22 protein-coding genes and 1 pseudogene are annotated in these 23,287 nt (G+C 50.3%); 8 read left to right on the forward strand and 15 right to left on the reverse strand.

Annotated features, from left to right (window positions below; genetic code table 11):
- Positions 1–17 precede the first annotated feature (17 nt).
- The 4 genes from ACOZIO_RS12470 to ACOZIO_RS12485 all read right to left on the reverse strand — a co-directional run bounded on the left by ACOZIO_RS12470 (position 18) and on the right by ACOZIO_RS12485 (position 5,320).
- On the reverse strand, positions 18–1,289 hold the full coding sequence (locus ACOZIO_RS12470; RefSeq protein WP_421595325.1) for a c-type cytochrome: 1,272 nt from the start codon (positions 1,287–1,289) through the stop codon (positions 18–20).
- A 15-nt stretch (positions 1,290–1,304) separates the two neighbouring features.
- Positions 1,305–3,074, reverse strand: a complete 1,770-nt coding sequence (locus ACOZIO_RS12475) for a GMC family oxidoreductase (RefSeq protein WP_129953449.1) — start codon at positions 3,072–3,074, stop codon at positions 1,305–1,307.
- 44 nt (positions 3,075–3,118) lie between these two features.
- Positions 3,119–3,844, reverse strand: a complete 726-nt coding sequence (locus ACOZIO_RS12480; protein WP_129953450.1) for a gluconate 2-dehydrogenase subunit 3 family protein — start codon at positions 3,842–3,844, stop codon at positions 3,119–3,121.
- Between the two features lie 453 nt (positions 3,845–4,297).
- Positions 4,298–5,320: a LacI family DNA-binding transcriptional regulator gene (locus ACOZIO_RS12485; RefSeq protein WP_421595326.1), complete on the reverse strand. Its 1,023-nt coding sequence runs from the start codon at positions 5,318–5,320 to the stop codon at positions 4,298–4,300.
- Positions 5,321–5,675: 355 nt separating this feature from the next.
- Between ACOZIO_RS12485 and ACOZIO_RS12490 the strand changes: the two genes are divergently transcribed.
- The 6 genes from ACOZIO_RS12490 to chbG all read left to right on the forward strand — a co-directional run bounded on the left by ACOZIO_RS12490 (position 5,676) and on the right by chbG (position 10,956).
- Positions 5,676–5,999, forward strand: coding sequence for a PTS sugar transporter subunit IIB (locus ACOZIO_RS12490; protein ID WP_255466699.1), 324 nt, complete (start codon positions 5,676–5,678; stop codon positions 5,997–5,999).
- 126 nt (positions 6,000–6,125) lie between these two features.
- The gene (gene chbC, locus ACOZIO_RS12495; RefSeq protein WP_129953453.1) at positions 6,126–7,484 is read left to right on the forward strand and encodes a PTS N,N'-diacetylchitobiose transporter subunit IIC; all 1,359 of its coding nucleotides are present in this window, start codon (positions 6,126–6,128) and stop codon (positions 7,482–7,484) included.
- Between the two features lie 65 nt (positions 7,485–7,549).
- Positions 7,550–7,897 (forward strand): PTS N,N'-diacetylchitobiose transporter subunit IIA, encoded by a 348-nt coding sequence (gene chbA, locus ACOZIO_RS12500; RefSeq protein WP_129953454.1) that lies wholly within the window; start codon positions 7,550–7,552, stop codon positions 7,895–7,897.
- 14 nt (positions 7,898–7,911) lie between these two features.
- A complete protein-coding gene (chbR, locus tag ACOZIO_RS12505; RefSeq protein WP_129953455.1) occupies positions 7,912–8,748 on the forward strand; it encodes a transcriptional regulator ChbR in 837 nt (278 codons plus the stop codon).
- 60 nt (positions 8,749–8,808) lie between these two features.
- Positions 8,809–10,152 carry a 6-phospho-beta-glucosidase gene (locus ACOZIO_RS12510; protein WP_421595327.1) on the forward strand — a complete coding sequence of 448 codons (1,344 nt, stop codon included), beginning with the start codon at positions 8,809–8,811 and terminating at the stop codon, positions 10,150–10,152.
- A 45-nt stretch (positions 10,153–10,197) separates the two neighbouring features.
- A complete protein-coding gene (chbG, locus tag ACOZIO_RS12515; protein WP_421595328.1) occupies positions 10,198–10,956 on the forward strand; it encodes a chitin disaccharide deacetylase in 759 nt (252 codons plus the stop codon).
- A gap of 58 nt (positions 10,957–11,014) precedes the next feature.
- On the opposite strand, the gene ACOZIO_RS12520 is transcribed toward chbG, so the two are convergent.
- The 6 genes from ACOZIO_RS12520 to ACOZIO_RS12545 form a co-directional block, all read right to left on the reverse strand.
- Positions 11,015–11,905, reverse strand: coding sequence for an oxidoreductase (locus ACOZIO_RS12520; protein WP_421595329.1), 891 nt, complete (start codon positions 11,903–11,905; stop codon positions 11,015–11,017).
- Between the two features lie 20 nt (positions 11,906–11,925).
- Entirely contained in the window at positions 11,926–12,753 is an 828-nt protein-coding gene (locus ACOZIO_RS12525; protein WP_129953459.1) for a DMT family transporter, read from the reverse strand.
- Positions 12,754–12,828: 75 nt separating this feature from the next.
- Positions 12,829–13,734 (reverse strand): transcriptional regulator GcvA, encoded by a 906-nt coding sequence (gcvA, locus tag ACOZIO_RS12530; protein ID WP_129991124.1) that lies wholly within the window; start codon positions 13,732–13,734, stop codon positions 12,829–12,831.
- A 120-nt stretch (positions 13,735–13,854) separates the two neighbouring features.
- Positions 13,855–15,735, reverse strand: a complete 1,881-nt coding sequence (locus ACOZIO_RS12535) for an amidohydrolase (protein ID WP_129953460.1) — start codon at positions 15,733–15,735, stop codon at positions 13,855–13,857.
- A 14-nt stretch (positions 15,736–15,749) separates the two neighbouring features.
- Positions 15,750–16,316, reverse strand: a complete 567-nt coding sequence (locus ACOZIO_RS12540; protein WP_421595330.1) for an antibiotic biosynthesis monooxygenase — start codon at positions 16,314–16,316, stop codon at positions 15,750–15,752.
- Between the two features lie 118 nt (positions 16,317–16,434).
- Positions 16,435–16,851 carry a winged helix-turn-helix transcriptional regulator gene (locus ACOZIO_RS12545; protein WP_129953462.1) on the reverse strand — a complete coding sequence of 139 codons (417 nt, stop codon included), beginning with the start codon at positions 16,849–16,851 and terminating at the stop codon, positions 16,435–16,437.
- Between the two features lie 120 nt (positions 16,852–16,971).
- Between ACOZIO_RS12545 and ACOZIO_RS12550 the strand changes: the two genes are divergently transcribed.
- The gene (locus tag ACOZIO_RS12550; protein ID WP_421595331.1) at positions 16,972–17,829 is read left to right on the forward strand and encodes an SDR family oxidoreductase; all 858 of its coding nucleotides are present in this window, start codon (positions 16,972–16,974) and stop codon (positions 17,827–17,829) included.
- A 59-nt stretch (positions 17,830–17,888) separates the two neighbouring features.
- Here ACOZIO_RS12550 and ACOZIO_RS12555 read toward each other — a convergent pair whose 3' ends face one another.
- The gene (locus ACOZIO_RS12555) at positions 17,889–18,146 is read right to left on the reverse strand and encodes a biofilm/acid-resistance regulator YmgB/AriR (protein ID WP_129991063.1); all 258 of its coding nucleotides are present in this window, start codon (positions 18,144–18,146) and stop codon (positions 17,889–17,891) included.
- A gap of 504 nt (positions 18,147–18,650) precedes the next feature.
- Between ACOZIO_RS12555 and ACOZIO_RS12560 the strand changes: the two genes are divergently transcribed.
- Positions 18,651–19,187: an adenylate kinase gene (locus tag ACOZIO_RS12560; RefSeq protein WP_129991062.1), complete on the forward strand. Its 537-nt coding sequence runs from the start codon at positions 18,651–18,653 to the stop codon at positions 19,185–19,187.
- 206 nt (positions 19,188–19,393) lie between these two features.
- On the opposite strand, the pseudogene ACOZIO_RS12565 reads toward ACOZIO_RS12560, so the two are convergent.
- The 4 genes and pseudogenes from ACOZIO_RS12565 to ACOZIO_RS12580 form a co-directional block, all read right to left on the reverse strand.
- Positions 19,394–19,579, reverse strand: a pseudogene (locus tag ACOZIO_RS12565) (STM2901 family protein); the annotation flags it as partial.
- 298 nt (positions 19,580–19,877) lie between these two features.
- Positions 19,878–20,297: a MarR family winged helix-turn-helix transcriptional regulator gene (locus tag ACOZIO_RS12570; RefSeq protein ID WP_421595332.1), complete on the reverse strand. Its 420-nt coding sequence runs from the start codon at positions 20,295–20,297 to the stop codon at positions 19,878–19,880.
- 203 nt (positions 20,298–20,500) lie between these two features.
- Complete coding sequence (locus tag ACOZIO_RS12575; RefSeq protein ID WP_165383738.1) at positions 20,501–21,853, reverse strand: LLM class flavin-dependent oxidoreductase; 1,353 nt, start codon at positions 21,851–21,853, stop codon at positions 20,501–20,503.
- A 49-nt stretch (positions 21,854–21,902) separates the two neighbouring features.
- A complete protein-coding gene (locus ACOZIO_RS12580) occupies positions 21,903–23,225 on the reverse strand; it encodes a KamA family radical SAM protein (RefSeq protein WP_129953468.1) in 1,323 nt (440 codons plus the stop codon).
- Positions 23,226–23,287: the final 62 nt, after the last annotated feature.

Here is a 23,287-nt window from a genome sequence, read left to right on the forward strand (position 1 = left end):
GTTGATGAGCAGAACGTTTAGTGAGCCAGAGTTTTTCTCACTTCACTGACGTCTTTTGCTGTGACAGCCGGTGCGTTGTTGCTCCAACCCTGACGGATGAAGGTCGACAATTGTGCTGCTTCTTCGTCAGTCAGACGGTGGGCAAAGCCCGGCATGACCAGTGTCGACGGTGCACGTGCCGTTGAAGGTTGCTGTGCACCCGCGAGAATGGTGTGGATCAGTCCTGTCGGGTCTTTCGCGTTCACAATCGTTGCCTGATCCAACTGTGGGAACACGCCTGGTGCGCCTTTACCAGTCACAAAGTGGCAGGCACCACAGTTATCCAGATACAGACGCTCGCCTTCGGTGAGATTTTTCGCTGCCGTCAGTCTGGCTTCGGTCGCGCTGGCTTTCTGCGAATCTTGTGCCGGAACCGGTGGATTACCGCCCAGGAACTTGATGTATGCCGCAATGGCTTTGAGGTCTTCATCGGTCATATGGGCGGTGCTATTTTCCACCACAGACGTCATTTCGCCGCCTACCGCCGCTTTGTCGTTACGCCCTTTGCCCAGATAATCGACGATCTCCTGTTCGTTCCAGTGCGCTACGCCGCGCAGCGACGGGACGTCCCAGTTATTGAGGCTGCCACCCGCCAGAAAATCAGAGTCGCTGCTGTCGAGTGCTTTTTCATTCATGCCGAAGCCGCGCGGAGTGTGGCAACTGCCGCAGTGGCCCAGGCTTTCCACCAGATAAGCGCCGCGGTTAACCTGTGCGGACGCACCGCCGATTGGCTGGAATGGTTTGTCAGACGCAAACGCCCAGTTCCAGAAGCGCATGCCCCAGCGCTGGCTGAACGGGAAGCTCAGATCCGTTTCCGGCGGTTGTTCCGCGCTCGGTTTTACGCCCTGCATAAAGTAAACGTAGAGCGCGTGCATATCCTCATCGCTGATTTTGGCGTAATCAGGGTAAGGCATCGCCGGATACAAACGGGTGCCATCCGGCAATACACCTTTACGTACCGCGTCAGAAAACTGGGCTTCGGTATAACCGCCAATGCCGTGGTCTTTATCCGGCGTAATGTTGGTCGAATAAATGGTGCCCAGATTCGAGTTGATCGCCAGCCCGCCGGAAAACGCCGGTTTGCCAGCCACCGTATGACACGCGCCGCAGTCGCCCAGGCGCGTCACATACTCACCTTGTTTTATGAGCGCGACGTTGTCGGCTTGTGCATTCGTGGCTGCCTGCGCATTCGCCATAAAACCTGCACCCAGCAGCAAGGCATTAGCGATAAATAAACTTTTGAGTTTCATCGTGTTCATCTCCGCTTATGCCTGAACCAGTGGACCGGGATTTTTCAGGTACTGATCTTTAATGGCCTGCGCCGCCATCAGGGTGATCGCACCAATGGTATCGGTCGGGTTAGCCTGGAAGTTTTGCGGGAAGGCATTGCCGCCCGGCACAAAGACGTTATGTACATCCCAGCTTTGCAGGAACTTGTTCAGCGCAGAAGTTTTCGGGTTGTCGCCCATCACCGCGCCGCCCACGTTGTGCGTGGAAACGTATTTTGTCAGGTCAAAGTGCGCGTCCATCGGCAGGAAACTTTCGCTGTAGCTGTCCGGATTCAGCTCTTTAGTGATATTGCCAACGATACCTTTCAGATATTGCTGCAATTTGAGTTCGTTCTGTTTCCAGTCGAAGGTCATGCGCAGCAGCGGATAGCCATATTCATCTTTATAATTCGGATCGAGATCCAGATAAATATCGCGATAAGACTGGCAGGTGGTGGTAATACTGATTTTCATTGAATGGCCGTACCATTCTTCCATGCCTTCTTTCCAGCCGGTGCCCCACGCAGGCGTGCCTTTTGGCAGCGAGGTGCTGATTGGCGTGCCGGTGGCCTGCGAACTGTGGATTTTCGCGCCGCCGATAAAGCCCAGCGCAGGACCGTCGAAGTTGCCCGGAGAGATATCGTTAAACATCTGACCGGTAGCGCCTGCCGTAGCAAACGGATTGAAGTTTTTGTCTTTGAAGAACAGCGTCGAGCCGCCGTTACTCAGGAATGCATAGTTGCGGCCAATCACACCTTCTTCAGTGATCGGGTTGTAAGGTTTGCCGATGCCGGACAGCAGCATCAGGCGCACGTTACAGAACTGGAAGCTACTCAGCACCACGATTTTGGCGGGCTGGAAACACTCGTTGCCGTCTGCATCCATGTAGATCACGCCTTTCGCGGTTTTCTTATCATCATGCAGTTCGACTTTCAGCACGTTGGCATGCACTTCATAGGAGAAGTTATCCATACGTTTAAGTGCATCCATGACCGCCGTCTGCGGTGAGGCTTTCGAGTAGTTCAGGCACGGATATTTACTGCAATAACCACAGTAGTTACAGGGTGCAATTTGGTTGCCGTAAGGGTTAGTCCAGGCGCGGGAGACACAGGCTGACGGATTCGGGAACGGGTGATAGCCCATCTTTTTGGTCACTTCAGCAAACATACTGCTGTTAAGCGTATCTTCCAGTGCAGGCAGGGGATATGGCTCGGAGCGGGGTCCTTCGAACGGATCACCGCCTTCCATAATCTGACCACGAAGATTGCCGGTTTTGCCGGACTGGCCGCAGATGTGTTCAAACTTAGTGTAATACGGCTCAATTTCATCCCATGTGAATGGGAAATCCATGATCCGCATATCTTCCTGCAAGATGCCCGGTTTGTAAGCCTCGTCAGCGTAGGTTTTGAGTTTTAAATCAGTCGGCGTCGGGCGAATCAATACTGCTGTCCAGTGCAGACCGGAACCACCAACGCCGGTACCCGGCGCAAATGCACCCCATTTACGGGTCGGAAGGGCAGTTTCACGCATGTTGTAACGCACGGTGACGGCGGCTTCTGCCGGGGTCGCCATGACTTTATTGCGTACCGCGTAGGCATATTCGTCCGCCGGTTTCGGGTAAGCAAATTCTTCATAGCCACGATCGCCGCCACGCTCAAGCGCGCGCACGGTCAGGCCCGCCATTGCCAGCTCAATACTCATCAGTGAGCCAGCCCAGCCGAGGCCGACAACAACAACGTCGACTTCCGGTTTAGTTACTTTTGCCATTTTTAATCCTGTCATTCATCAGAAAACGGTAATAGGGCGGGCACTCAGGCACGCGCGCCTTGCAGGCTCACAGGTCCCAGCGGATAAGGGACATTGTGCTGCTTAACCCATTCGGTGAAACTGGCGCGGGCGCCGGGGAAGCCGATGGCTATCCATGCTTTCATCCCTTTGTTTCCGCCGTAGATCGGGTCTGCCAGATAACCGTGTTTGGTATCTGAAAGCAGTTCACTGAAGAATTGCGAAGCCACGAGGTTCTCTTCACCAAGATCCGCAAACTGAATGCCATTTTTCTGCAGCTGCGTCAGAACGTTGTCTTTGTCCTGAGCGGCGAGGTCATGGAAGGCTTTCTGGTGGTTTTGCTGACACCAGGCGTTCGCCAGGCGAATGCCGGTTTTGTAGATTTGCTGCGGACGGAACGGGATCTGATACCCCATTGTGGCCGGAGCATGCACATTGAACGGGCCCTGCATGTAAATTTCATCACCAAAATCACCGTGCATTTGCTGGTCGATAAAAATCGGCACGTTGGTTTCGAGTGCGCCCGGTGCTTTACCTTTGCCACCAGCAGGGATCAGACGGTCAGCAGCGGCCATAATAAACTGCCACTCATCGGTACTGAAAAATATGGGTTTATAATCGAGTAAATCCGGGGCAGCCATTTCCGCAGCTTGTGCCGCCGACAATCCTTTCATCATTATGGTGCCGACCGGCAGAGCCATCAGCGACCCAAGTAAAAACTTGCGACGGGTTGTTTTTTTTTGAAGGAGCATAGAATTACGACTCTCACATGCCTGATGTTAAGTTTGGGTTAATTATTATTATTTTGGGGTACAAATTTATAATATCACTGCTACATCTAAAATAAATGAATAAATTCCATGCGAACTGTGCGGTGGCTAATGTGGTGGTTTTAAATAATCATGGAATAGATTTTAAATCCTTTTAAAACAGCTGGTTATAATTTTTCTATTTACCAAAACTCAAATTAAATTAGCATCAGTTATCAAAGATCATTGTCTGTCTTCACTGGCTGAATTTAGATCAATATAATTGCGCACGGAAAGTTCCTGTTATTAGCTGTTGTGAATGTTAGCTAACATTTTTAACAAATAAGAATTGATTTCAATTTCGGATAATAACGCAGCACGGCTCCCTCCCCTGCGAAGGGGAGGGTTGGGGTGGAGTATTAAGGTCAAAAACATAAACTGAAATGTGCGCGGGCCCTAAGCCGATTCCCGAATCACCAGCCGGTAACCCATATCGACAATCGGCTCTTCAACCACGATGCCTTCAATTTTATCCGCCAGCATATCCGCCGCGCGGATGCCTAAATCCCACTTTTCAACGCTGACTGTGGTTATCGCCGGGCGGTTGTGGGCAGCAAAATTCAGATCCGCAAAACCGATCACCGAGAAATCATCCGGAACACATAAACCCTGTGCTTCGGCTTCCATAATTGCACCTTGGGCCAGCGTATCAGAACTGCAAATGATGGCGTCGAACGGCTCACCGGTGGCAAGCAGTTGTCTGAGTGCATGACGCCCGACTTCCATATTGGCCGGACGTGAGACGATCACTTCTTTAATATCGTGCCCGGAGAGAGTCCGTAATACACTGATGGCTCCGTTTTTACGTACCATGGCGCGGCGATCCGAGGCGCAGATAAAACCAAAGCGGGAAAAACCTTTGCTGAGGAAATAGTCACCGATGGCCTTGCCGACTTTTTCGTGCGAGAAGCCAATCAGCATATCTATCGGCGTAGGTGTCAGATCCCAAATCTCCACCACCGGAATATTGGCATTCAGAATGATTCTTTTCAGTTCTGAGGTGTGATGGATGCCGGTCAGCACAATCCCGTCCGGTCGACGCGAAAGCAAGGTCGCGACAATATCGGTTTCATCTTCCGGCTCATAGCCGACAATACACAACAGCATGTGGTAACCCCGCGCCGCGAGCTGGTCGCTGATCGCCTGTACAGTATCGACAAACATATTATTGTTGATTTGCGGCACCACGACGGCGATGAGTTTTGTGCGACGGGTGGCCAGTCCGCCGGCCAGCATATTAGGAATGTAACCGGTGTTTTTTACGGCCTCCATCACGCGGGCAATGGTTGCCGGACGCACGACTTTAGGATTGTTTAAGGCGCGGCTGACCGTCATCGGGGAGAGGCCGGCGGCCTGTGCGACATCTTCGAGCGTGGCCGTGCGGGAAAGGCCATTTTGGATATTTGTTTTCTTATTCAAAGTATTGACCACTGAATTCGGGCGTCAAAATAGTAATGTTTGCGCAATCATTATCAGTTTCTCATATTGTTCCCTGCTTGGGTAAGGGGAAATGTTAACTTTCTGTTGCGTTGCAGCCCGGCTCGGTCTTATTTATCCTCGCGAATTATTTCCCCAAAACGTGAAGGGAGTCATAGGGGATGGTCAAGGAGAGAAGATTTCTGTAAGCACCGAATTATCGCGTCCCGGCGCGATGCCGTATAATGCTTTCAAGCAGAGACGATTCATCATTTTCATTTATATGCTCTGAATACATTCTCACAGGTGAAGGAAAAACCGTTGCCAGAGCTGCAATCTATCGGGATATGAGGGTTTCATCATGGAAAAGAAAGTCATTTATTTGTTTTGCTCCGCCGGAATGTCCACTTCATTGCTGGTTTCTAAAATGAAGGTTCAGGCCGAGAAATATGAGGTCCCGGTCATTATCGAAGCATTTCCTGAAACACTGGCCGCTGAGAAGGGTATGGCGGCAGATGTCGTTCTGCTTGGGCCGCAAATTGCTTATATGCTGAATGAAATTAAAAATGTCTTGCCCGGCAAACCGGTTGAGGTGATTGATTCTGGCCTGTACGGCAAAATCGATGGGTTAGGTGTTCTGAAAGCAGCGGTTGCTGCGATCAAAAAAGCAGCAGCGCAGTAATTTTAATTTTTCCTTATTTTTAAATTGATCGTCTTTATATTGAAATTTTTAAGTCAAAGAGAACTCCAGTCAAAGAGCGAATTTCTTCCCCTGGCCGCCGGATGGCGGCATTAAAGGAAAATACCAATGAGCAAAGCCATTGATTCACTTGAAAAGATACTCCTTCCTTTTGCCGTCAAAATAGGTAAACAGCCGCATATTAATGCCATTAAAAATGGTTTTATAAAACTCATGCCGCTAACCCTTGCGGGTGCCATGTTCGTTTTAATTAATAATGTATTCCTGAATTTCGGGGCCGGTTCTTTCTTTTATTCATTAGGTGTGCGTTTAGACCCGTCAACTATCGATACACTGGCCGGTCTGAAAACCATCGGTATTAATGTTTATAACGGTACGCTCGGTATTATGTCGCTGATGGCACCGTTCTTTATCGGCATGGCATTAGCGGAAGAACGTAAAGTTGATTCGCTCTCCGCCGGTTTATTAGCCGTCGCGGCCTTTATGACCGTGACGCCATACAATGTCGGCGAAGCCTATGCAGTAGGTGCAAACTGGTTAGGGGGCGCCAATATTATTTCCGGTATGCTGATAGGTTTGGTTGTCGCAGAAATGTTTACCTTTGTCATTCGCCGGAACTGGGTTATTACCTTGCCGGCGAGTGTGCCGTCTTCTGTTTCCCGATCTTTTTCAGCACTCATTCCGGGATTTATTATTCTGTTTATTTTCGGGATGATTTCCTGGTTACTCGGATTATATGGTCATAACTTCCACCAGATCATTATGGATTCTATTTCCAAGCCTCTGGCGGCGATGGGCGGCGTGGTGGGCTGGGCGTATGTGATTTTCAACTCCCTGCTGTGGTTCTTTGGTGTACACGGTTCGCTCGCACTGACCGCTCTCGACAACGGTATTATGACCCCGTGGGCCCTGGAAAATATCGCCCTGTACACCGAGTACGGTTCCGTGAGTGCTGCCATTGATGCCGGGAAAACCTTCCATTTCTGGGCAAAACCGATGCTGGATTCCTACATCATGCTGGGCGGTTCCGGTGCGACGCTCGGGCTTATTATCGCCATCTTTATCGCTTCACGCCGTGCCGATCATCGCCAGGTGGCGAAGCTGGCGCTGCCGTCAGGTATTTTCCAGATTAACGAGCCTATTTTGTTTGGTCTGCCGATTATCATGAACCCGGTCATGTTCATTCCGTTTGTCCTGGTCCAGCCGATTCTCGCAGCTATCACACTTGCGGCTTACTCTCTGGGGATCATTCCCCCGGTGACTAACCTGGCGCCGTGGACCATGCCGACCGGGCTGGGCGCCTTCTTTAACAGTAACGGCAGTATCGCTGCGCTGCTGGTCGCGTTGTTCAATCTCGGTGTCGCCACGCTGGTGTATATGCCATTCGTGATCTTATCTAACAAAGCGCAGGCGATCATTGAAGAAGAAGAAAGCGAAGAAGACATTGCAGCCGCATTGAAATTTTAATCTCAACGGAGGGCGGGCAGAGGCCATCTTCCCGCTGTTATCCGGCCAATCAAGGAGAGACCAGGATGATGGATTTAGACAGTATTGTAGAAACTGAAAACGAAATGCAGGATCTCGAAGAAGTGGTCATGGGGTTGATCATTAACTCCGGACAGGCGCGCAGCCTGGCTTACGCAGCGCTCAAAAAGGCCAAAGAAGGAGATTTTGAGCAGGCGCACGCGGTAATGGCACAGTCAAAAATGGCACTCAATGAAGCGCATCTGGTGCAAACCAAACTGATTGAGGCCGATCAGGGCGAAGGGAAAACCAAAGTCAGCCTGGTACTGGTGCACGCGCAAGATCATCTGATGACGTCAATGCTGGCCCGTGAGCTGATTGCGGAACTCATTGAGCTTCATGAGAAAATAAAATAACGTAGGGATCCCTAATGCAGCCACCGGTACTGAGCATGGAAATCAAGACAGCGCGCGAAAATCAGCTCTTCGACGGGCAGAATTTCCACATGTTCATCTACAACAAAGTAGAAAGTATTTCCGGGCTGCATGAGCATGACTACTATGAATTTACAGTGGTACTGACCGGGCGGTATTACCAGAACGTCAATGGCAAACGGGTATTGTTAGAACGCGGCGATTTTGTGTTTATCCCGCTGGGATCTCACCACCAAAGCTTTTATGAGTTTGGTGCGACGCGGATATTAAATGTCGGGATCAGCAAAGCGTTCTTTGAGCAACATTATTTATCTTTATTGCCATCCCGCTTCGTGGCATCACAGGTTTATCAGATTAAGACTGAATTTCTGGCTTATATAGAATCTGTGATTGCTTCGTTGAATTTCAGGAACGGGGAATTTAATGAGTTTCTGGAAATGGTGACGTTTTATATTGTGAACCGTTTACGTCATCACCGGGAATCCGAAGTAGCGACAGATGCGCCAGGCTGGCTTAAAAATGCTATTGAGAAGATGCATGATAAAGCACAGTTTGGTGACAAGGCATTAGTGAATATGGTGGCACTTTCCGGTAAATCTCAGGAATATCTTAGCCGAGCCACGCAGCGACATTATGGCAAAACGCCGATGCAGATTATTAATGAAATCCGTATTGATTTTGCCAAAAAGCAACTGGAAATTACGAATTACTCGGTTTCGGATATTGCATTTGAATCTGGTTACAGCAGTCCGAGTATGTTTATTAAAAACTTTAAAAAGCTGACATCTTTCACCCCGAATCATTACCGGAAGAAGTTATGCAGTATTAATTAATCCGAATCATTTATTTCTCTGTTTAAATTTGCAGTGCATTATTATTGCACGGGAGTTCCTATGCGTAAAAAACTGAAAGTCGTCACCGTCGGTGGCGGAAGTAGTTATACCCCGGAATTACTGGAAGGCTTTATTAAACGCTACGATGAACTGCCCATTACTGAATTATGGCTGGTTGATGTAGAAGCCGGTAAAGAGAAACAGGACATTATTTTCAACCTTTGCCAGCGTATGGTGGAGCGCGCAGGCGTGCCGATTGTGATGCATAAAACACTGGATCGCCGCGAAGCGCTGGCGGATGCCGATTTCGTCACCACGCAACTGCGTGTCGGCCAGTTGAAAGCACGCGAGCTGGATGAACGTATCCCGCTGAGTCACGGTTATCTCGGTCAGGAAACCAACGGGGCTGGCGGATTGTTCAAAGGGCTGCGGACTATTCCGGTGATTTTTGACATCATCCGGGATGTCGAAGAAATCTGTCCGGACGCCTGGGTCATTAACTTCACCAACCCGGCGGGTATGGTGACAGAAGCCGTATTCCGTCATACCCAATTCAAAAAATTTATCGGCGTATGTAACATCCCGGTCGGCATGAAAATGTTTATTCAGGATGTGCTGAAGCTGGCACCGCAGGATGATTTGTCTATCGATTTGTTTGGCCTGAACCACATGGTGTTCATCAAAGATGTTCTGGTCAACGGCGAATCACGTTTCGCCGAACTGCTTGACGGCGTAGCATCCGGCACACTCACCGCCGGTTCGGTGAAAAACATCTTTGATTTGCCCTTCAGTGAAGGGCTGATCCGCTCCCTGAATCTGCTGCCGTGTTCTTATCTGCTGTATTACTTTAAGCAGAAAGAGATGCTGGCGATTGAAATGGGGGAATTCTACAAAGGCGGCGCGCGCGCTACGGTGGTACAGAAGGTTGAAAAGCAGCTGTTCGATCTGTACAAAGACCCTGATCTGAATGTCAAACCCAAAGAACTGGAATTGCGCGGCGGGGCCTATTATTCCGACGCGGCCTGCGAAGTCATCAGCGCGATTTACAACGATAAACAAACCGAGCAGTACGTCAATTTCCCGCACAACGGACATGTTGATAACATTCCGGCTGACTGGGCGGTGGAAATGACCTGTACTATCGGGCGTGACGGCGCAAAACCACACCCGCGTATCACGCATTTTGACGAAAAGGTACTGGGGCTGATTTACACCATCAAAGGGTTTGAGATTGCCGCGAGTGAGGCCGCACTGAGCGGTGAACTTAATGACGTTCTGCTGGCAATGAATCTCAGCCCGCTGATCCATTCCGATAAAGATGCCGAAATACTGGCGCGCGAAATGTTGCTGGCTCATGAAAAACTGCTGCCAAATTTTGCCAAAACCATTGCTGCGCTGAAATAACCCATGGCCTTCCCCGAAAAGGGAAGGCGTTCAACCGGGACATTTATGGATAAATTACTGATAGTGAACGCCGATGATTTCGGGCTTTGTAAAGCGCAAAACTACGGGATCATTGACGCATTCAACAACGGCGTGGTGCGGTCGACGACGGCGATGGTCAATATGGCCAGTGCTGAACACGCGGCGGCGCTGAGCAAAGCAAATTCTGATCTTGCTGTGGGCATGCACTTCGTGCTGACGCTTGGACGTCCGTTGTCACCCATGCCGGGTCTGGTCCGCGACGGTGAACTGGGCAAATGGATTTGGGAAATGGCCGGGCAGGGTACGTTACCGCTTGATGAAATCAGGCATGAACTGCAAAGCCAGTTCGACCGTTTCCTGGCTCTGTTTGGCCATTTGCCGACCCATCTCGACAGTCATCATCATGTGCATATGTTCCCGCAGATTTTCCCGATCGTTGAGGCGTTCGCACAAGAGCAGGGCATTCCTGTACGCATAGACCGTGAGGAAATCCGCAGGGGCGACATTGCGCTGTGCGGCGCGAAGAGTACCGACGGTTTCGACAGCAGTTTCTACGGTGAGGCGGTTTCAGAAGCCCTGTTTGTGCAAACACTGGACAGCGCGACACAACGTGGTGACCGCTCCGTGGAAATCATGACCCATCCGTCGTTTATCGATAACACCATAATGGCGAGCAAATATTGCACTCCGCGCCTGGCAGAGCTGGATGTGCTGACGTCGGCCTCGCTCAAAACTGCGATAACTGAACGCGGATTCCGGCTGGGATCGTTTAAGGATTTATAAGCCGTAATACGCAAAGGCTGCCGCGGGCATCAGGTTCGCGGCGGCCTTTGTGCAGGCATCAGCCCGGCCCCTCACTCCCCGCCGCCAGCAGCGGGACCAGAATGTCGCTGATCGGTGTAGGAAGACCCCGGGCGAGCCCATAACGCTGTACGACGCCGTTACGTATATCCCATTCCAGCGGGCGGTTAGCCTGGCGATCGGCGAGAATGGATGTGCCTAAATCTGCCGGCGCACGATGAAAACCCTCAACGATCTCTTGCGGAACGGTATCGCTAAGTACCGCCCCCTCTGCACGCGCGACCGTCAGACATTCCTGCAGATATGCCAGTGCCAGTTGCGTGATATCCCCGCGTGAGAACATACCTGCCCGGCGGTTTGCGAGAACCATCAGACCAGCGACCGCATTCTGCAGCAGTTTGCGCCATGCGATCGTGAGGAAATCGGATGACAATTCAACCGCACAGCGTGTTCCACTGAGCGCCTCAGCGATCCGTTTTGCCTTTGGCACATCCGGCAACGTCAGTCGCGGTTTGGCGCGCAGCCGGACTGAAGCATCCGGTTCGCGTTGTGCCGGGAACCATACGACGGAAGGCAGTACCGTTGCTCCGTTAACGTAAGGTTCCAGCAGCGTTTTCTGTTCAACGCCGTTTTGCAGTGCACAGACAACGGTATTTTCATCGCATAAGGTGGTCAGCCAGCCAGCGCTGTCAGCCACCTGCGTCGTTTTCACCGCAACAAAAACCAAATCGAAAGGACGGGTAACGGTTGACGGATTGTTCAGTACCGGACCTGGTACTACAATTTCGCCGTCATCATGGCGCAGAATTAATTCGGGGTGTGCGGTGCGCCCGTACAGCAGCGGGGTGCGGTTCACCTCATGCAGTACTGCGGCGATGGTGGTACCAATCGCACCGGGGCCTATCAGAGCTATAGCAGGGCGGTCAGACATTTTAAGTTCTCCTGATTTGATTAACCCATCAATAATGTGCCGGTGGCAATCACCGCACATGCCAGCATTTTTCTCAGCGTGAGTGTTTCGCCAAGGAACCAATAACCCAGAACAGCGGCAAACAGTACGCTGGTTTCGCGCAGCGCGGAGACGGCACCCATCGGTGCGGCCGTCATGGCATAAATAATAATGCCGTAAGCCAGCAGCGATACCAGCCCCCCCGCGGCCGCACTGAGTAAACCAGGCCGCCAGCGCAGTAAGCTTTTTGTGTCGCGCAGAACGATATACAGCACTGGCATCAGCACTCCCCATAACATGCTCATCCACACGGTATAGGAAAACGGATTGCCGGAGACGCGTACGCCCATTCCATCCACTACGCTGTATGCGGCGATAAACGCGCCGGTAGCCAGGGTATATTTCAGGCCTGGCATCGCCAGTTTGCGGCTTCTCATTGCAAGCATAAGAATACCGCCAGAAATTAGCGCGATGCCAAGAAGGGTGTTAAAAGCGATCTTCTCCCCGGCGAACAGCGCTGCCCCACAGGTCACCATCAGCGGCGAGGAGCCGCGTGCAACCGGGTAGGTTTGCCCGAGATCCCCGCTCTGATAACTGCGTATTAAACACAGGTTATAGCTGACATGCAGCAGGGCAGATAACACCGCATATCCGATGCTCGCCCGGGCAGGCAGTGGCAGAAATGGCGCGATGACAACGCAGCTCAACGCAATCGCCACACACATGATGGTCATCGACCACAACCGGTCATTACCGCTGCGTAATAAGGCATTCCAGCTGGCATGCAGCAGGGCGGCGAATAATGTAAGTAAAATAATATGAGCGGGCATGTACCGATGCTAAACAGCCTGTCCCCGGATTAACAGTGAAGTGTTGTCATCGGGGTATGAGCGATGATTCATACTTCAGCGGTAACTTAACTGTGCCTGTTGTGATTCGGCCAGCAGCCAGTTACGGAATTTAATGATATGTGGCTGCGTTTCGATGCCTTGCGGACAGACGAAGTAATAGGCGGCCGGTGAAGGAAAATTGACGTCAAAGAGCCTGACCAGACTGCCCTCACGGATTTCTTTTTCTACGTGTCCGCTGCGCGCTAGCGCAATGCCCTGGCCCAGTAACGCGGCTTCAATCGTCATATTGGTATCGGCGAAGCGTACACTCTCGTGCAGCACATCGGTGTTTATCCCGACCAGCTTAAACCAGGCATCCCATTTCGGTACCAGATCGGCTCCGTCACGCGTCAGCAAGGGAAAACGCAACAGTTCAGCAGGCCCGGAAGGGGTACCAAAGCTGGCTAAAAAAGCGGGGCTGGCCACCGGAAATAATTGTTCGCGGAACATAAATTCTGTATGCAGTGCCGCATAATTACCATGTCCGAAACGGATCGCCACATCGGAATCTGCGCTGGCGAAGTTGATGGCTTTATCCGTACTTTCCAGCGACACCAGAATCTCCGGATGCAAACGTGCTAATTCCGGCAGACGCGGTAACAACCACTTTAAGGCGAAAGAATAGGTGGTGCTGACACGCAGTCGCACCCGTCCTTTCTGTTCACGCAGATCCGCAAGTGTGGTTTCAAGTTTACTAAAGAATTCCCGTACCAGAGGGGCGAGCGCGGCACCGGCAGGTGTCAGGCTAAGGGTTTTCCCCCGTTGGAAAAGTTGCAGGCCCCAGATTTCCTCCAGTTTTTTCAGCTGATGGCTGACCGCACTTTGTGTAATAAACAGTTCTTCTGCAGTTGAGGTAAACGTTGTGTGGCGGGTGGCCACTTCAAAGGCACGGAGTGTGGCTGTAGGAGGGAGGTCACGCATCATGGTGTTCCTGTTAATGAGCAAATGCTCATAATAGGGTATGGCGTAGCCTGTGCAAAAGATACGATGACAGAAAAAATGGCCTGCGTTACAGGCCATTTCCATGTTGTTCTTAAAGGGTCAGAACGAGAAGCACGAACACCCTAAAGCACCCCAGAAGGCGTTGTCATCGGACACCGGGACATCGGAACCCCGGGCAATATCATGGCTGTGTTTATGCACGCCGCACGGGCCAACGCACTGATGTCCCTGACGAACCAGCCCGACACGCGCGGCACCTTGTGGCGGTGCAGAGCGGTAATGTCCGGGTACCGTGGTGACCGGCGACCAGTCCGGCAGCACCGGAATCGCTGGCGGAGCCAGAGGCGAGAAGCTGCCGGCAGCATAGACCACTTTACCATCGACTACGGTCATCACTGATTCGATACCCTTGATACGTTCTTCCGGCACGCTGAAGAAATCTTCGGAAAGCACCGCCAGATCGGCCAGCTGTCCGGCTTTGATCTGACCTTTCTTGCCCTGTTCGCTGGAGAACCACGAGCTGCCCTGTGTCCACAGCATCAGCGCAGTTTCGCGGTCAATGCGGGCCTCATCATCATACATGGCCATGCCGCCTACTGTACGACCTGAAACCAGCCAGTACAGCGCCGTCCATGGGTTGTAACTGGCAACGCGGGTCGCGTCGGTACCCAGTCCGACCGGCACGCCTGCGGACAACATTTTTGCCACCGGCGGTGTATGTTTAGTGGCTTCGATACCGTAACGGTCAGCAAAATATTCTCCCTGGAACGCCATACGATGCTGTACCGCAATGCCACCGCCCAGCGCTTTGACGCGCTCAATATTACGTTCGGTGATGGTTTCCGCGTGGTCAAAGAACCAGTGCAATCCGTTGAACGGAATATCGCTGTTCACTTTTTCAAAGACATCCAGCATCCGGCTGATCGATTCGTCATAGGTTGCATGCAGGCGGAACGGCCAGCGGTGCTCCACCAGATGACGCACCACGCGTTCAAGTTCGACCTCAGTTCCCGGCGGTAAATCCGGACGCGGTTGCAGGAAGTCTTCAAAGTCTGCCGCTGAAAATACCAGCATTTCACCTGCGCCGTTATGACGGTAGAAATCGGTACCCTGGCCAGGTTTGAGCATGTCAGTCCAGAGTTCAAAATCTTCCAGCTCGTGTTGCGGCCGCTGGGTAAACAAGTTGTAGGCAATGCGTACCGTCAGCTGATTTTTCTGATGAAGCTCATCAATGATCTGATAATCCTCAGGATAATTCTGGAAGCCGCCGCCCGCGTCTATGGCGCTGGTCAGGCCGAGCCGATTCAGCTCACGCATAAACTGGCGTGTGGAATTCACCTGCTGCTCCAGCGGCAGTTTCGGACCTTTTGCCAGCGTTGAATACAGGATCATGGCGTTTGGTTTGGCGATCAACATGCCGGTCGGATTGCCGTTGCTGTCACGCTGAATTTCACCGCCCGGTGGATTTGGCGTGTCTTTGGTATAGCCGACCACTTTGAGTGCGGCGCGGTTGAGCAGAGCACGGTCGTATAAATGCAGGATAAACACCGGCGTATCCGGTGCGGCCTGGTTAATTTCATCGAGCGTAGGCATGCGGCGTTCAGCAAACTGAAACTCGGTCCAGCCACCGACGACGCGCACCCATTGCGGGCTTGGCGTACGCAGCGCTTGTTCTTTGAGCATACGCAGGGCATCGGCCAGTGAAGGTACGCCTTCCCAGCGCAGTTCCAGATTATAATTCAGACCGCCACGGATCAGGTGCAGATGCGAGTCATTCAGGCCGGGAACGGCGGTATGGCCGTGCAAATCGACCACCTGCGTCTGTGCATCAGCAAACTGCATCACTTCATTTTCGGTACCGACAGCCAGAAATTTACCGTCTTTGATTGCGACGGCATTTGCCAGCGGTTTTTCTCTGTCAACGGTATGGAACTTGCCGTTAAGCAGGATCAGTGAAGCAACATTATTTATTGGATTCATTGGAAAATCTCCTGTTATTGCGCGGAAGAGCGCGTCAGCCATGAATGAAATACGCGTGTAACGATCGGCATCCAGAGGAAAACCACCAGCCCGACGACCGTAGCGTCATTAAGTAAATGACCGCCTTCGGTGCCTTTAAGCTGCGGCAAAAACTGCCCCCAAAACCAGGGCACAATGTGAGTCGATGGGTAAATCACCCCTAATGTCAGCAGATATTGTTTCCAGCGTGCTGGCGGGCGGATATTCGCACTTGGCGGGGTGAACCAGAATTCGGCGCCGGGACGCACCTCGGTGTTGTCGTTTTGCAATAACAGCGGGCTGACTTCGGCGACCAGTTGTTTACGCAGATCCGAGTTATGCCATGCGTTGAGATTTTCCAGCGTGTCGAAACGCACCAGAATGGTGTAAGCATCGCCGCTGCGGTTCGGGCGTATAACGTTGACGCCCAGATGGCCCGGAAAGGTGCTGGCCTGCGGCATAATTTTATTCAGCCAGGCCTCGTATTGTGTTTCGCTGGCTGGCGCAATCTTGTGGGTAATAACGAGCGTGACATGTTGCTGGTGGGGCTGGGACAGGGACATACATCACCTCAGCTGATTAAAATAAAAGGATTTATCGAATCAATGAAATGATGTTAGTCGGTGGGTTGAATCAATGATAGGTGAGAATTTTTGGGGACTTGTTAAGTTTTTTTGTTAATTACTGCGTGCCTGCAATATGCAAGCTACGCTGTTTCATCACACGATGCAGATTCGACTCCAGCCAGTCTGCGAGTCCGGCAACCTGATCTTTTACTTCAACGCCGAGCGGGGTCAGAGAATATTCCACATGTGGCGGCACCACCGGATAAGCGCGGCGGTCGATGAAACCGTCTTCTTCAAGGGATTGTAAAGTCTGCGCCAGCATTTTTTCACTGACACCACCGACTTTGCGGCGCAGCTCGCTAAAGCGCAACGTATTATCGCTGAGGGCGATCAGGATCAGTAAGCCCCAGCGGCTGGTGATGTGGCGTAGAATTTCGCGCGACGGGCAGTTGGGATCCAGCACTTCGCCCCGGCGGATTTGCTCTGTCAGTGGTAAACGTTCAGCGGGTTGTCCGGAAGAAATTATTTTCATACTAACCTTTGGGTGCGTACTTACGAAAAGTTAGTATATCGCATAGGATGTGCTTACGGCGACGCTTTTAGCGTCTTTAAAGTATAACTTTTCTGTCGAAGACTTTTTGGAGAAACCACTATGATCGCAGTTACCGGTGCTACCGGCCAGTTAGGCCGCCTCGTTATTGCCGCACTTTTGAAAAAAGTGCCTGCTCATCAGATAATTGCTGCGGTACGTAATCCGCAAAAAGCGCAGGACCTGGCAGAGCAGGGTATTCAGGTACGTCAGGCCGATTACAGCCAGCCCGCCACACTGGATTCGGCTTTTGAAGGTGTCGAAAAATTGCTGCTGATTTCTTCCAGTGAAGTCGGTCAGCGCGAAGCGCAACATAAGGCGGTCATCGATGCAGCAAAGCGTGCAGGCGTGCAACTGCTGGCCTACACCAGTTTGCTTCATGCAGACAAAAGTCCGCTGGGACTGGGTGTTGAACACCGTGCGACAGAAAAAGCATTAAGTGAATCCGCTATTCCTTTCGTGCTGCTGCGTAACGGCTGGTATACCGAAAACTATGCGGCAAGTATTGCCCCGGCGCTGGCACATAACGCGTTTATTGGTTCAGTGGGTGAAGGAAAAATTTCTTCCGCTGCGCGTCAGGATTATGCTGAAGCCGCCGCAGCAGTACTGACCCAGGAAAATCAGGCCGGTAAAATCTACGAACTGGCCGGGGATGATGCCTATACGCTGGCTGAATTCACTGCCGAAATTGCCCGTCAGTCCGGTAAAAAAGTCGATTATATCAACCTGCCGGAGGCGGATTTTGCCAAAGCGCTGCTCGGGGCCGGTTTACCGGAAGGTCTGGCGAATATGCTGGCTGATTCTGATGCGGGTGCCGGGAAAGGCGGCTTGTTTGATGATTCCCATACATTGAGCAAACTGATTGGTCGTCCGACTACGCCAGTTAAAGATGTCATTGCAGCGACGCTGAAAACGCTTTAATAAAAAAATGATTGCACTCCGGCCTGTTAATATCATGCCTTAACAGGCCGGTAATATTTTTAGATCACATCATCCTGCGTTGAAAGCAACACCAGCTCTAACAAGTTGCGACAAGCTTGCTGATTACTGACGTTGGTCTCCTGTTCCAGCTGACGCACCAGACCTTCAATGATGGCCTTATTGCTTACCGGATAATGGCTGGAGAGAAGTCCTGAAACGATAGTCCCGAGGATCTCCACTTCGCTTAATGTCGGCGTTTCCCGAACATTTAAATAATCACTGATTTCTGTAACTGTATGTTCTGCTTCGATTTGCATGTAGACCTCCTTAAACTTTTCAGCAGACTTGTCTCATGTGAAAAGTGCCTATTACCAGTCAGAAAAGAGAGTATTGTGAAGTTTCTCTTCACAATTTCCGGCCCTGACTCATCTGATCATTGAATTGCGCATCACGAAATCCCAGCCGTGAAAAAAACCTTTGGAAGAAGGGAAATCCAATTTTCCTTCCAAAGGCCAGGCTGAACACGCCCGTAAAAGACGGACTAATGATGAAGCAGGGGTAACAGAAAGTTATACAAAGATTTCAAATCTGTACAGGTATGGTCGTAAAATATCTTAAACTTTGTTGCTAGCAATCTAAAAAAAGCACAAAAAGTTCATCGTTCTGGTGTGTTAATACATTCACGTAACAATTAAGTTCCGCGCGTAATGGTTCAGGGCGTGAATTTATCTTCCTGTACAACTGAAATGGAGTGCGGCAAAATATGCGCCTTTTTTGCTCGGGTCATAGGCAATATCCGACAGTAGATAAGGAGTCATACGGTGAAAATCAATGTCATTGGCACCAGCGGAAGCGGGAAATCCACGCTTGCACGCAATATTTCTCAGAAACTGAATATTCCTTATATTGAACTGGATGCGCTGTTCTGGCGTCCGGACTGGCAGGGCACGCCGGATGACGAATTTTTTGCCCGTCTGGCAGAAAAACTGGCGGCCAGTGACGGCTGGGTGATTGACGGAAATTACAAACGTACGCAGGCAGTGAAATGGCGCCAGATCGATATGATCGTGTGGGTAGATTATTCGTTCGGACGTACGTTATATCAGGCGGTGAAACGCGCCGTTACCCGGGCATGGGGACAAAAGGAAATCTGGGCAGGCACAGGGAACCGTGAGTCGTTTCGTAAGAGCTTCTTCAGCCGGGATTCGATTATTCTCTGGACGTTGAAAACTTATGCGAAAAACCGGCGTCAATATCAGGCATTGTTTAACGATCCTGACTGGCAGCATGTTCGCTTTGTTCGTCTGACATCACCCAAGCAGACTCAGGATTTTCTGCATAATCTGACCCAGCTGTAACACTATCCGCGGGCTGAATGCCCAGGGCGTTGCCCGTACACTGTTGAGTAGGTGTTCCGAATTAACTTACTGATAATCCATGATTTCTTCGCCTGCCTCCCACACCCAGACATAGCGTCCTGTCGTAAGGCTGGTGTCAATCGTGACAGGCCATTTACCTGTCTTATTCCATCTTGAGCTATACCAATCTATGACATCCTGATTATTCACCATAAGCGGTCATTCTCTCTCGCACTGGTGTTGTAACGACGGGTGCTTTTCCAAACAATTTGAGATATGTCACTCGCAGGAATTACAACACCTGGGAAAGGGATCCAGCGCGCCACAAATGCCCCAGGATTATCGACATAGGAGAATTTGAGGCGTTTGATACTTCCAGTTGTCAGTGTGCGCCGCCGTCATCTTTAAGCCATAGGTAAGCGGGAATTGCCATTTTGATAAGTCCCATTTAACAGTGAGGGTATAGTTATGCCCATCAATCGCCGAAAACAATTAGCACCGAAAACAATTAGCGGAAATCGTAATAAGTTGATTTTCAGAGGCTTATTATTGGTGAGCATTCATCATCGGGACGGTGCAAGAGTGCCTTAGTACCTTTTGGGGCAATACGGCGCTGAATGCAGATTAATGACCGGAATTATGGAACGAAGCGGCCTTCACGTAATCAAGCCACAAGGGTTTACGGCAAAGTTATACTGAATCCTCCATCATCGACTTCAGCAGACGGACTAAATGCTGTTGATCGTCCGGAGAAAGTCTTGCCAGAAATTCAGTATCTACCTGCTGACCGACGGGCCGGATTTTCGCAAGAACCGCTTTCCCCTCCGCCGTCAGGGTAATAAAACGCCGGCGTTTATCTGCCGGATCGGCTGCACGGATCAGCAGCCCGCGTGTTTCAAGACGTGCCAGCATTTCAGCCAGTGTCGCTTTACTGCTGAAGGCGACATCCGTGAGTTGGACCTGCTCAATTCCGGGGTTTTCAGCAATAGCGCGTAACACTGCATACTGCGGTTTCGTCAGTTCCGGGATGCACTGCTGCCATCTCGCAGTGTGTTGCTGGAATACCTTACGCATTAAGTGAAAGGCTTCCTGTCTCAATTGTGTGCTCATCATCATTTCCCGAATTTCTTATTGGTCTGACTCTATCTTAGCAATCTCTGAAGAACGAATGTGACAAGCTATCGCAGGGTTCTCAAAAAGGGCATAAGAGAAGGATTATTCTCATAAGAACAAAGCGCTTTTCTTGTAAAGGAGAATCAGCCTGTCTCTCAGGCCGATTCTCCTGACCAGACGAACATCCGGAGTGTGTTCTACTAAACGGATTCTGTGGTGTTAAAAAACACATTTTCCGGATGTTTTAATCCTAAATTTTCCCTCAATGTATTCCCTTCATATTCTTCACGGAACAGTCCGCGTCGTTGGAGTTCAGGGATCACGAGATCAATAAAGTCATTGACGCCCCCGACAGTGTCCGGAGGCTGGATATTAAAACCATCGGCTGCGCCTGCATTGATCCACTCCTCCATTTTATCAACGACTTCTTTAGCGGTTCCTGCGATGGTGATATGCCAGTCATCTCCTCTGGCAATAGCCCGGTACATGTCTTTGATGGTGTATTTATGTTCTGCTGCTTTCTGAAGCAGAAGCTTGCTGAAATGGCTGTTGATCCATTCAAGTTTTAATGCTTCAACATCAAGCGGGAAAGGGGCGTTAATATCCAGGTGCGTTAAATCACCGAAGAAGGGTTTGATCAGGGCAAACCCCACATCAGGCGTGACGAGATCTTGCACTCTGTCCAATTTTGCCTGTGCTTCTTCACGCGTCTGGCCGACATAAACCATCATTCCCGGCATTACGAAGACTTCATCCTCTCGTCCGTACTCCCGGGCCTTGCTTTTGATTCGCTGATAAAAATCTCTTGCACCCTCTAAGTCGGGCTGTCCGGCATAAACAATATTGGCGTATTTACCGGCCATCGTCACGGTATTGTCTGAGTCGCCAGCAGTTACGAGCACGGGCTGGCCCTGGGGAGATCGTACAATATCCAGCGGCCCACGGACTTTAAAATGTATCCCCTCATGTGCCAGAACATGCATTTTGCTGCGATCGACATATAACCCTGTCTCCTTATTTACAGGAAATGCATCATCACCCCAGCTATCCCATAACCCTTTTGTGACATCAATAAACTCCTGGGCACGCGCATAGCGAATGGCCGGATCCGGCCTCTTTTCAAGACCGAAGTTTCGTGCTTCTTCCAGATTGTGTGAGGTCACAATGTTCCACCCTGAACGTCCGTTACTGATTTGATCTAAAGTGGCGAAGGCACGCGCAGTTTTATAAGGATGACCGTATGTTGTAGATACCGTGGCGACAAGACCAATATGCCGGGTATGTACAGCAATGGCCGAAAGGATTTGCAGGGGATCATTTTTATGAACCGCATGGCCTTTCGTTTTCGTTCTTGAATCATTTTCTATATGGTGTGAGCCAAGGACATCGGCCAGAAACACTAAATCAAATTTTCCTCTTTCGGCAGCTTTTGCAACGTCAATAAAACGCCATATATTCATCATATTATCTTGTGGAACTTCAGGAAGTCGCCAGGATGCAACATGGTAGCCATGACGCCAAATGGACAGACCTAACTTAATTTTTCGTTTCATCATAATTCCTAAGGCCAATAAAAATAAAAAAGGCAGGTATATTTGAGGATTAAAATATCTCAGTCGCATGAATGCGATTATTTAAGGCTGCTAATTTTCGAGTGCCATCTGTGCGTGGTAATGTCACGCATTGTAATTGATCAAACCAAACGGCATCCGGGTCATATTTCGCAAGGAAAGGCTTTCTGCATAATGACGGATCGCGAGCCTGTAGATACTGAAGAGAAAGATATTTCTCTTCATTGAGTTCAATGATGCCGTCGATACAAACTTTACCTGAGGTCGCCGACATTATGGGCCCTCTGACCGAACGTGAAAGCCCCGAGACTTTTGAATAGGCCTTCTGGAATATGTCATAACACTCTACCAGAGGGACTTCGAAATACTGCTTCGGACCGGTATCCCGCTCAACGAACATGTAATAAGGAATACAACCAAGCTGAACCTGTTTAGTCCATAAATCTATCCAGGTCTCTGGTTTATCATTGATATGTTTTAGCAAAGGTGCCTGGGTTCGGATGACGGCCCCGGTCGACAGTATTCGTTTTATCGCCTGCTGGGTTTGTGCCGGTGCCAGCTCCCGTGGATGATTGATATGGGCCATAAAGGCTAAATGCCTGCCACTTGCTGTGATTTTTTCAAATAATCTCATGAGGTCGTCTGCATCTTCATCACTCGTGAAACGTTGCGGCCAGTAGGTAAGTGCTTTAGATCCCAACCGTATTGTTGAAATATGTGTTTCGTCGAGTAGTGGTTGAATGTAGCGCTCAAGTATCCGGGTCCGCATAATCATTGAATCACCGCCAGTAATTAATATATCCGTGATCTCAGGATGAATTTTCAGATAGTCGATTAACTGACGAATATCTCGTGACTGAAAACGATCCTCTGTTTCACCCACAAACTGAGCCCAGCGAAAACAGAAACTGCAATAGGCATGGCATGATTGACCGGCACTGGGAAAGAACAATGCCGTTTCATTGTATTTATGCTGAATGCCCTGAATTTTCTGATCATTAATCGTTGGTACATTAAATGCCTGGCCTGAAGGATGCGGATTCAACTCTGTGCGCACGTCTCTGACCACGTCAAGCAATCCGCTACGACTGCCGCGTTGAGCATGATGAATACGATTGAATTGTGAGTCTGTTAACATACCTGATTGTGGAAATACCAATTGAAAAAGGGGATCGCTAATACCCGCATCCCAGTCAATCAAATTCTCCAAATAAAAGGTGTTAACACGGAACGGTAAGATCTCTGAAATAACGTTGAACGTTTCCTTATATTCACTGGGTAATTTATCCCAATAAAGGGATTCACGAAACTTATTTGCATTCATTGGAAGAAATACAGTGCTGTTGCTTGACATTGTCACTCCTGTTACCGGATATGTTATGAGAAATTAATAATGAATGACGGAATTATTCAATA

Origin of the sequence: Rahnella sp. PD4, from assembly GCF_049199325.1 — a bacterium.
GTDB lineage: Bacteria > Pseudomonadota > Gammaproteobacteria > Enterobacterales > Enterobacteriaceae > Rahnella > Rahnella perminowiae.

Coding starts and splice junctions, on each gene's coding strand:
- ACOZIO_RS12570 (WP_421595332.1), bottom strand. CDS start 20,297: ATGAGCACACAATTGAGACAGGAAGCCTTTCACTTAATGCGTAAGGTA.
- chbR (WP_129953455.1), top strand. CDS start 7,912: ATGCAGCCACCGGTACTGAGCATGGAAATCAAGACAGCGCGCGAAAAT.
- ACOZIO_RS12550 (WP_421595331.1), top strand. CDS start 16,972: ATGATCGCAGTTACCGGTGCTACCGGCCAGTTAGGCCGCCTCGTTATT.
- ACOZIO_RS12480 (WP_129953450.1), bottom strand. CDS start 3,844: ATGCTCCTTCAAAAAAAAACAACCCGTCGCAAGTTTTTACTTGGGTCG.
- ACOZIO_RS12525 (WP_129953459.1), bottom strand. CDS start 12,753: ATGCCCGCTCATATTATTTTACTTACATTATTCGCCGCCCTGCTGCAT.
- ACOZIO_RS12470 (WP_421595325.1), bottom strand. CDS start 1,289: ATGAAACTCAAAAGTTTATTTATCGCTAATGCCTTGCTGCTGGGTGCA.
- ACOZIO_RS12575 (WP_165383738.1), bottom strand. CDS start 21,853: ATGAAACGAAAAATTAAGTTAGGTCTGTCCATTTGGCGTCATGGCTAC.
- ACOZIO_RS12580 (WP_129953468.1), bottom strand. CDS start 23,225: ATGTCAAGCAACAGCACTGTATTTCTTCCAATGAATGCAAATAAGTTT.
- gcvA (WP_129991124.1), bottom strand. CDS start 13,734: ATGCGTGACCTCCCTCCTACAGCCACACTCCGTGCCTTTGAAGTGGCC.
- ACOZIO_RS12520 (WP_421595329.1), bottom strand. CDS start 11,905: ATGTCTGACCGCCCTGCTATAGCTCTGATAGGCCCCGGTGCGATTGGT.
- ACOZIO_RS12535 (WP_129953460.1), bottom strand. CDS start 15,735: ATGAATCCAATAAATAATGTTGCTTCACTGATCCTGCTTAACGGCAAG.
- chbC (WP_129953453.1), top strand. CDS start 6,126: ATGAGCAAAGCCATTGATTCACTTGAAAAGATACTCCTTCCTTTTGCC.
- chbG (WP_421595328.1), top strand. CDS start 10,198: ATGGATAAATTACTGATAGTGAACGCCGATGATTTCGGGCTTTGTAAA.
- ACOZIO_RS12475 (WP_129953449.1), bottom strand. CDS start 3,074: ATGGCAAAAGTAACTAAACCGGAAGTCGACGTTGTTGTTGTCGGCCTC.
- ACOZIO_RS12540 (WP_421595330.1), bottom strand. CDS start 16,316: ATGTCCCTGTCCCAGCCCCACCAGCAACATGTCACGCTCGTTATTACC.
- ACOZIO_RS12545 (WP_129953462.1), bottom strand. CDS start 16,851: ATGAAAATAATTTCTTCCGGACAACCCGCTGAACGTTTACCACTGACA.
- ACOZIO_RS12510 (WP_421595327.1), top strand. CDS start 8,809: ATGCGTAAAAAACTGAAAGTCGTCACCGTCGGTGGCGGAAGTAGTTAT.
- ACOZIO_RS12555 (WP_129991063.1), bottom strand. CDS start 18,146: ATGCAAATCGAAGCAGAACATACAGTTACAGAAATCAGTGATTATTTA.
- chbA (WP_129953454.1), top strand. CDS start 7,550: ATGATGGATTTAGACAGTATTGTAGAAACTGAAAACGAAATGCAGGAT.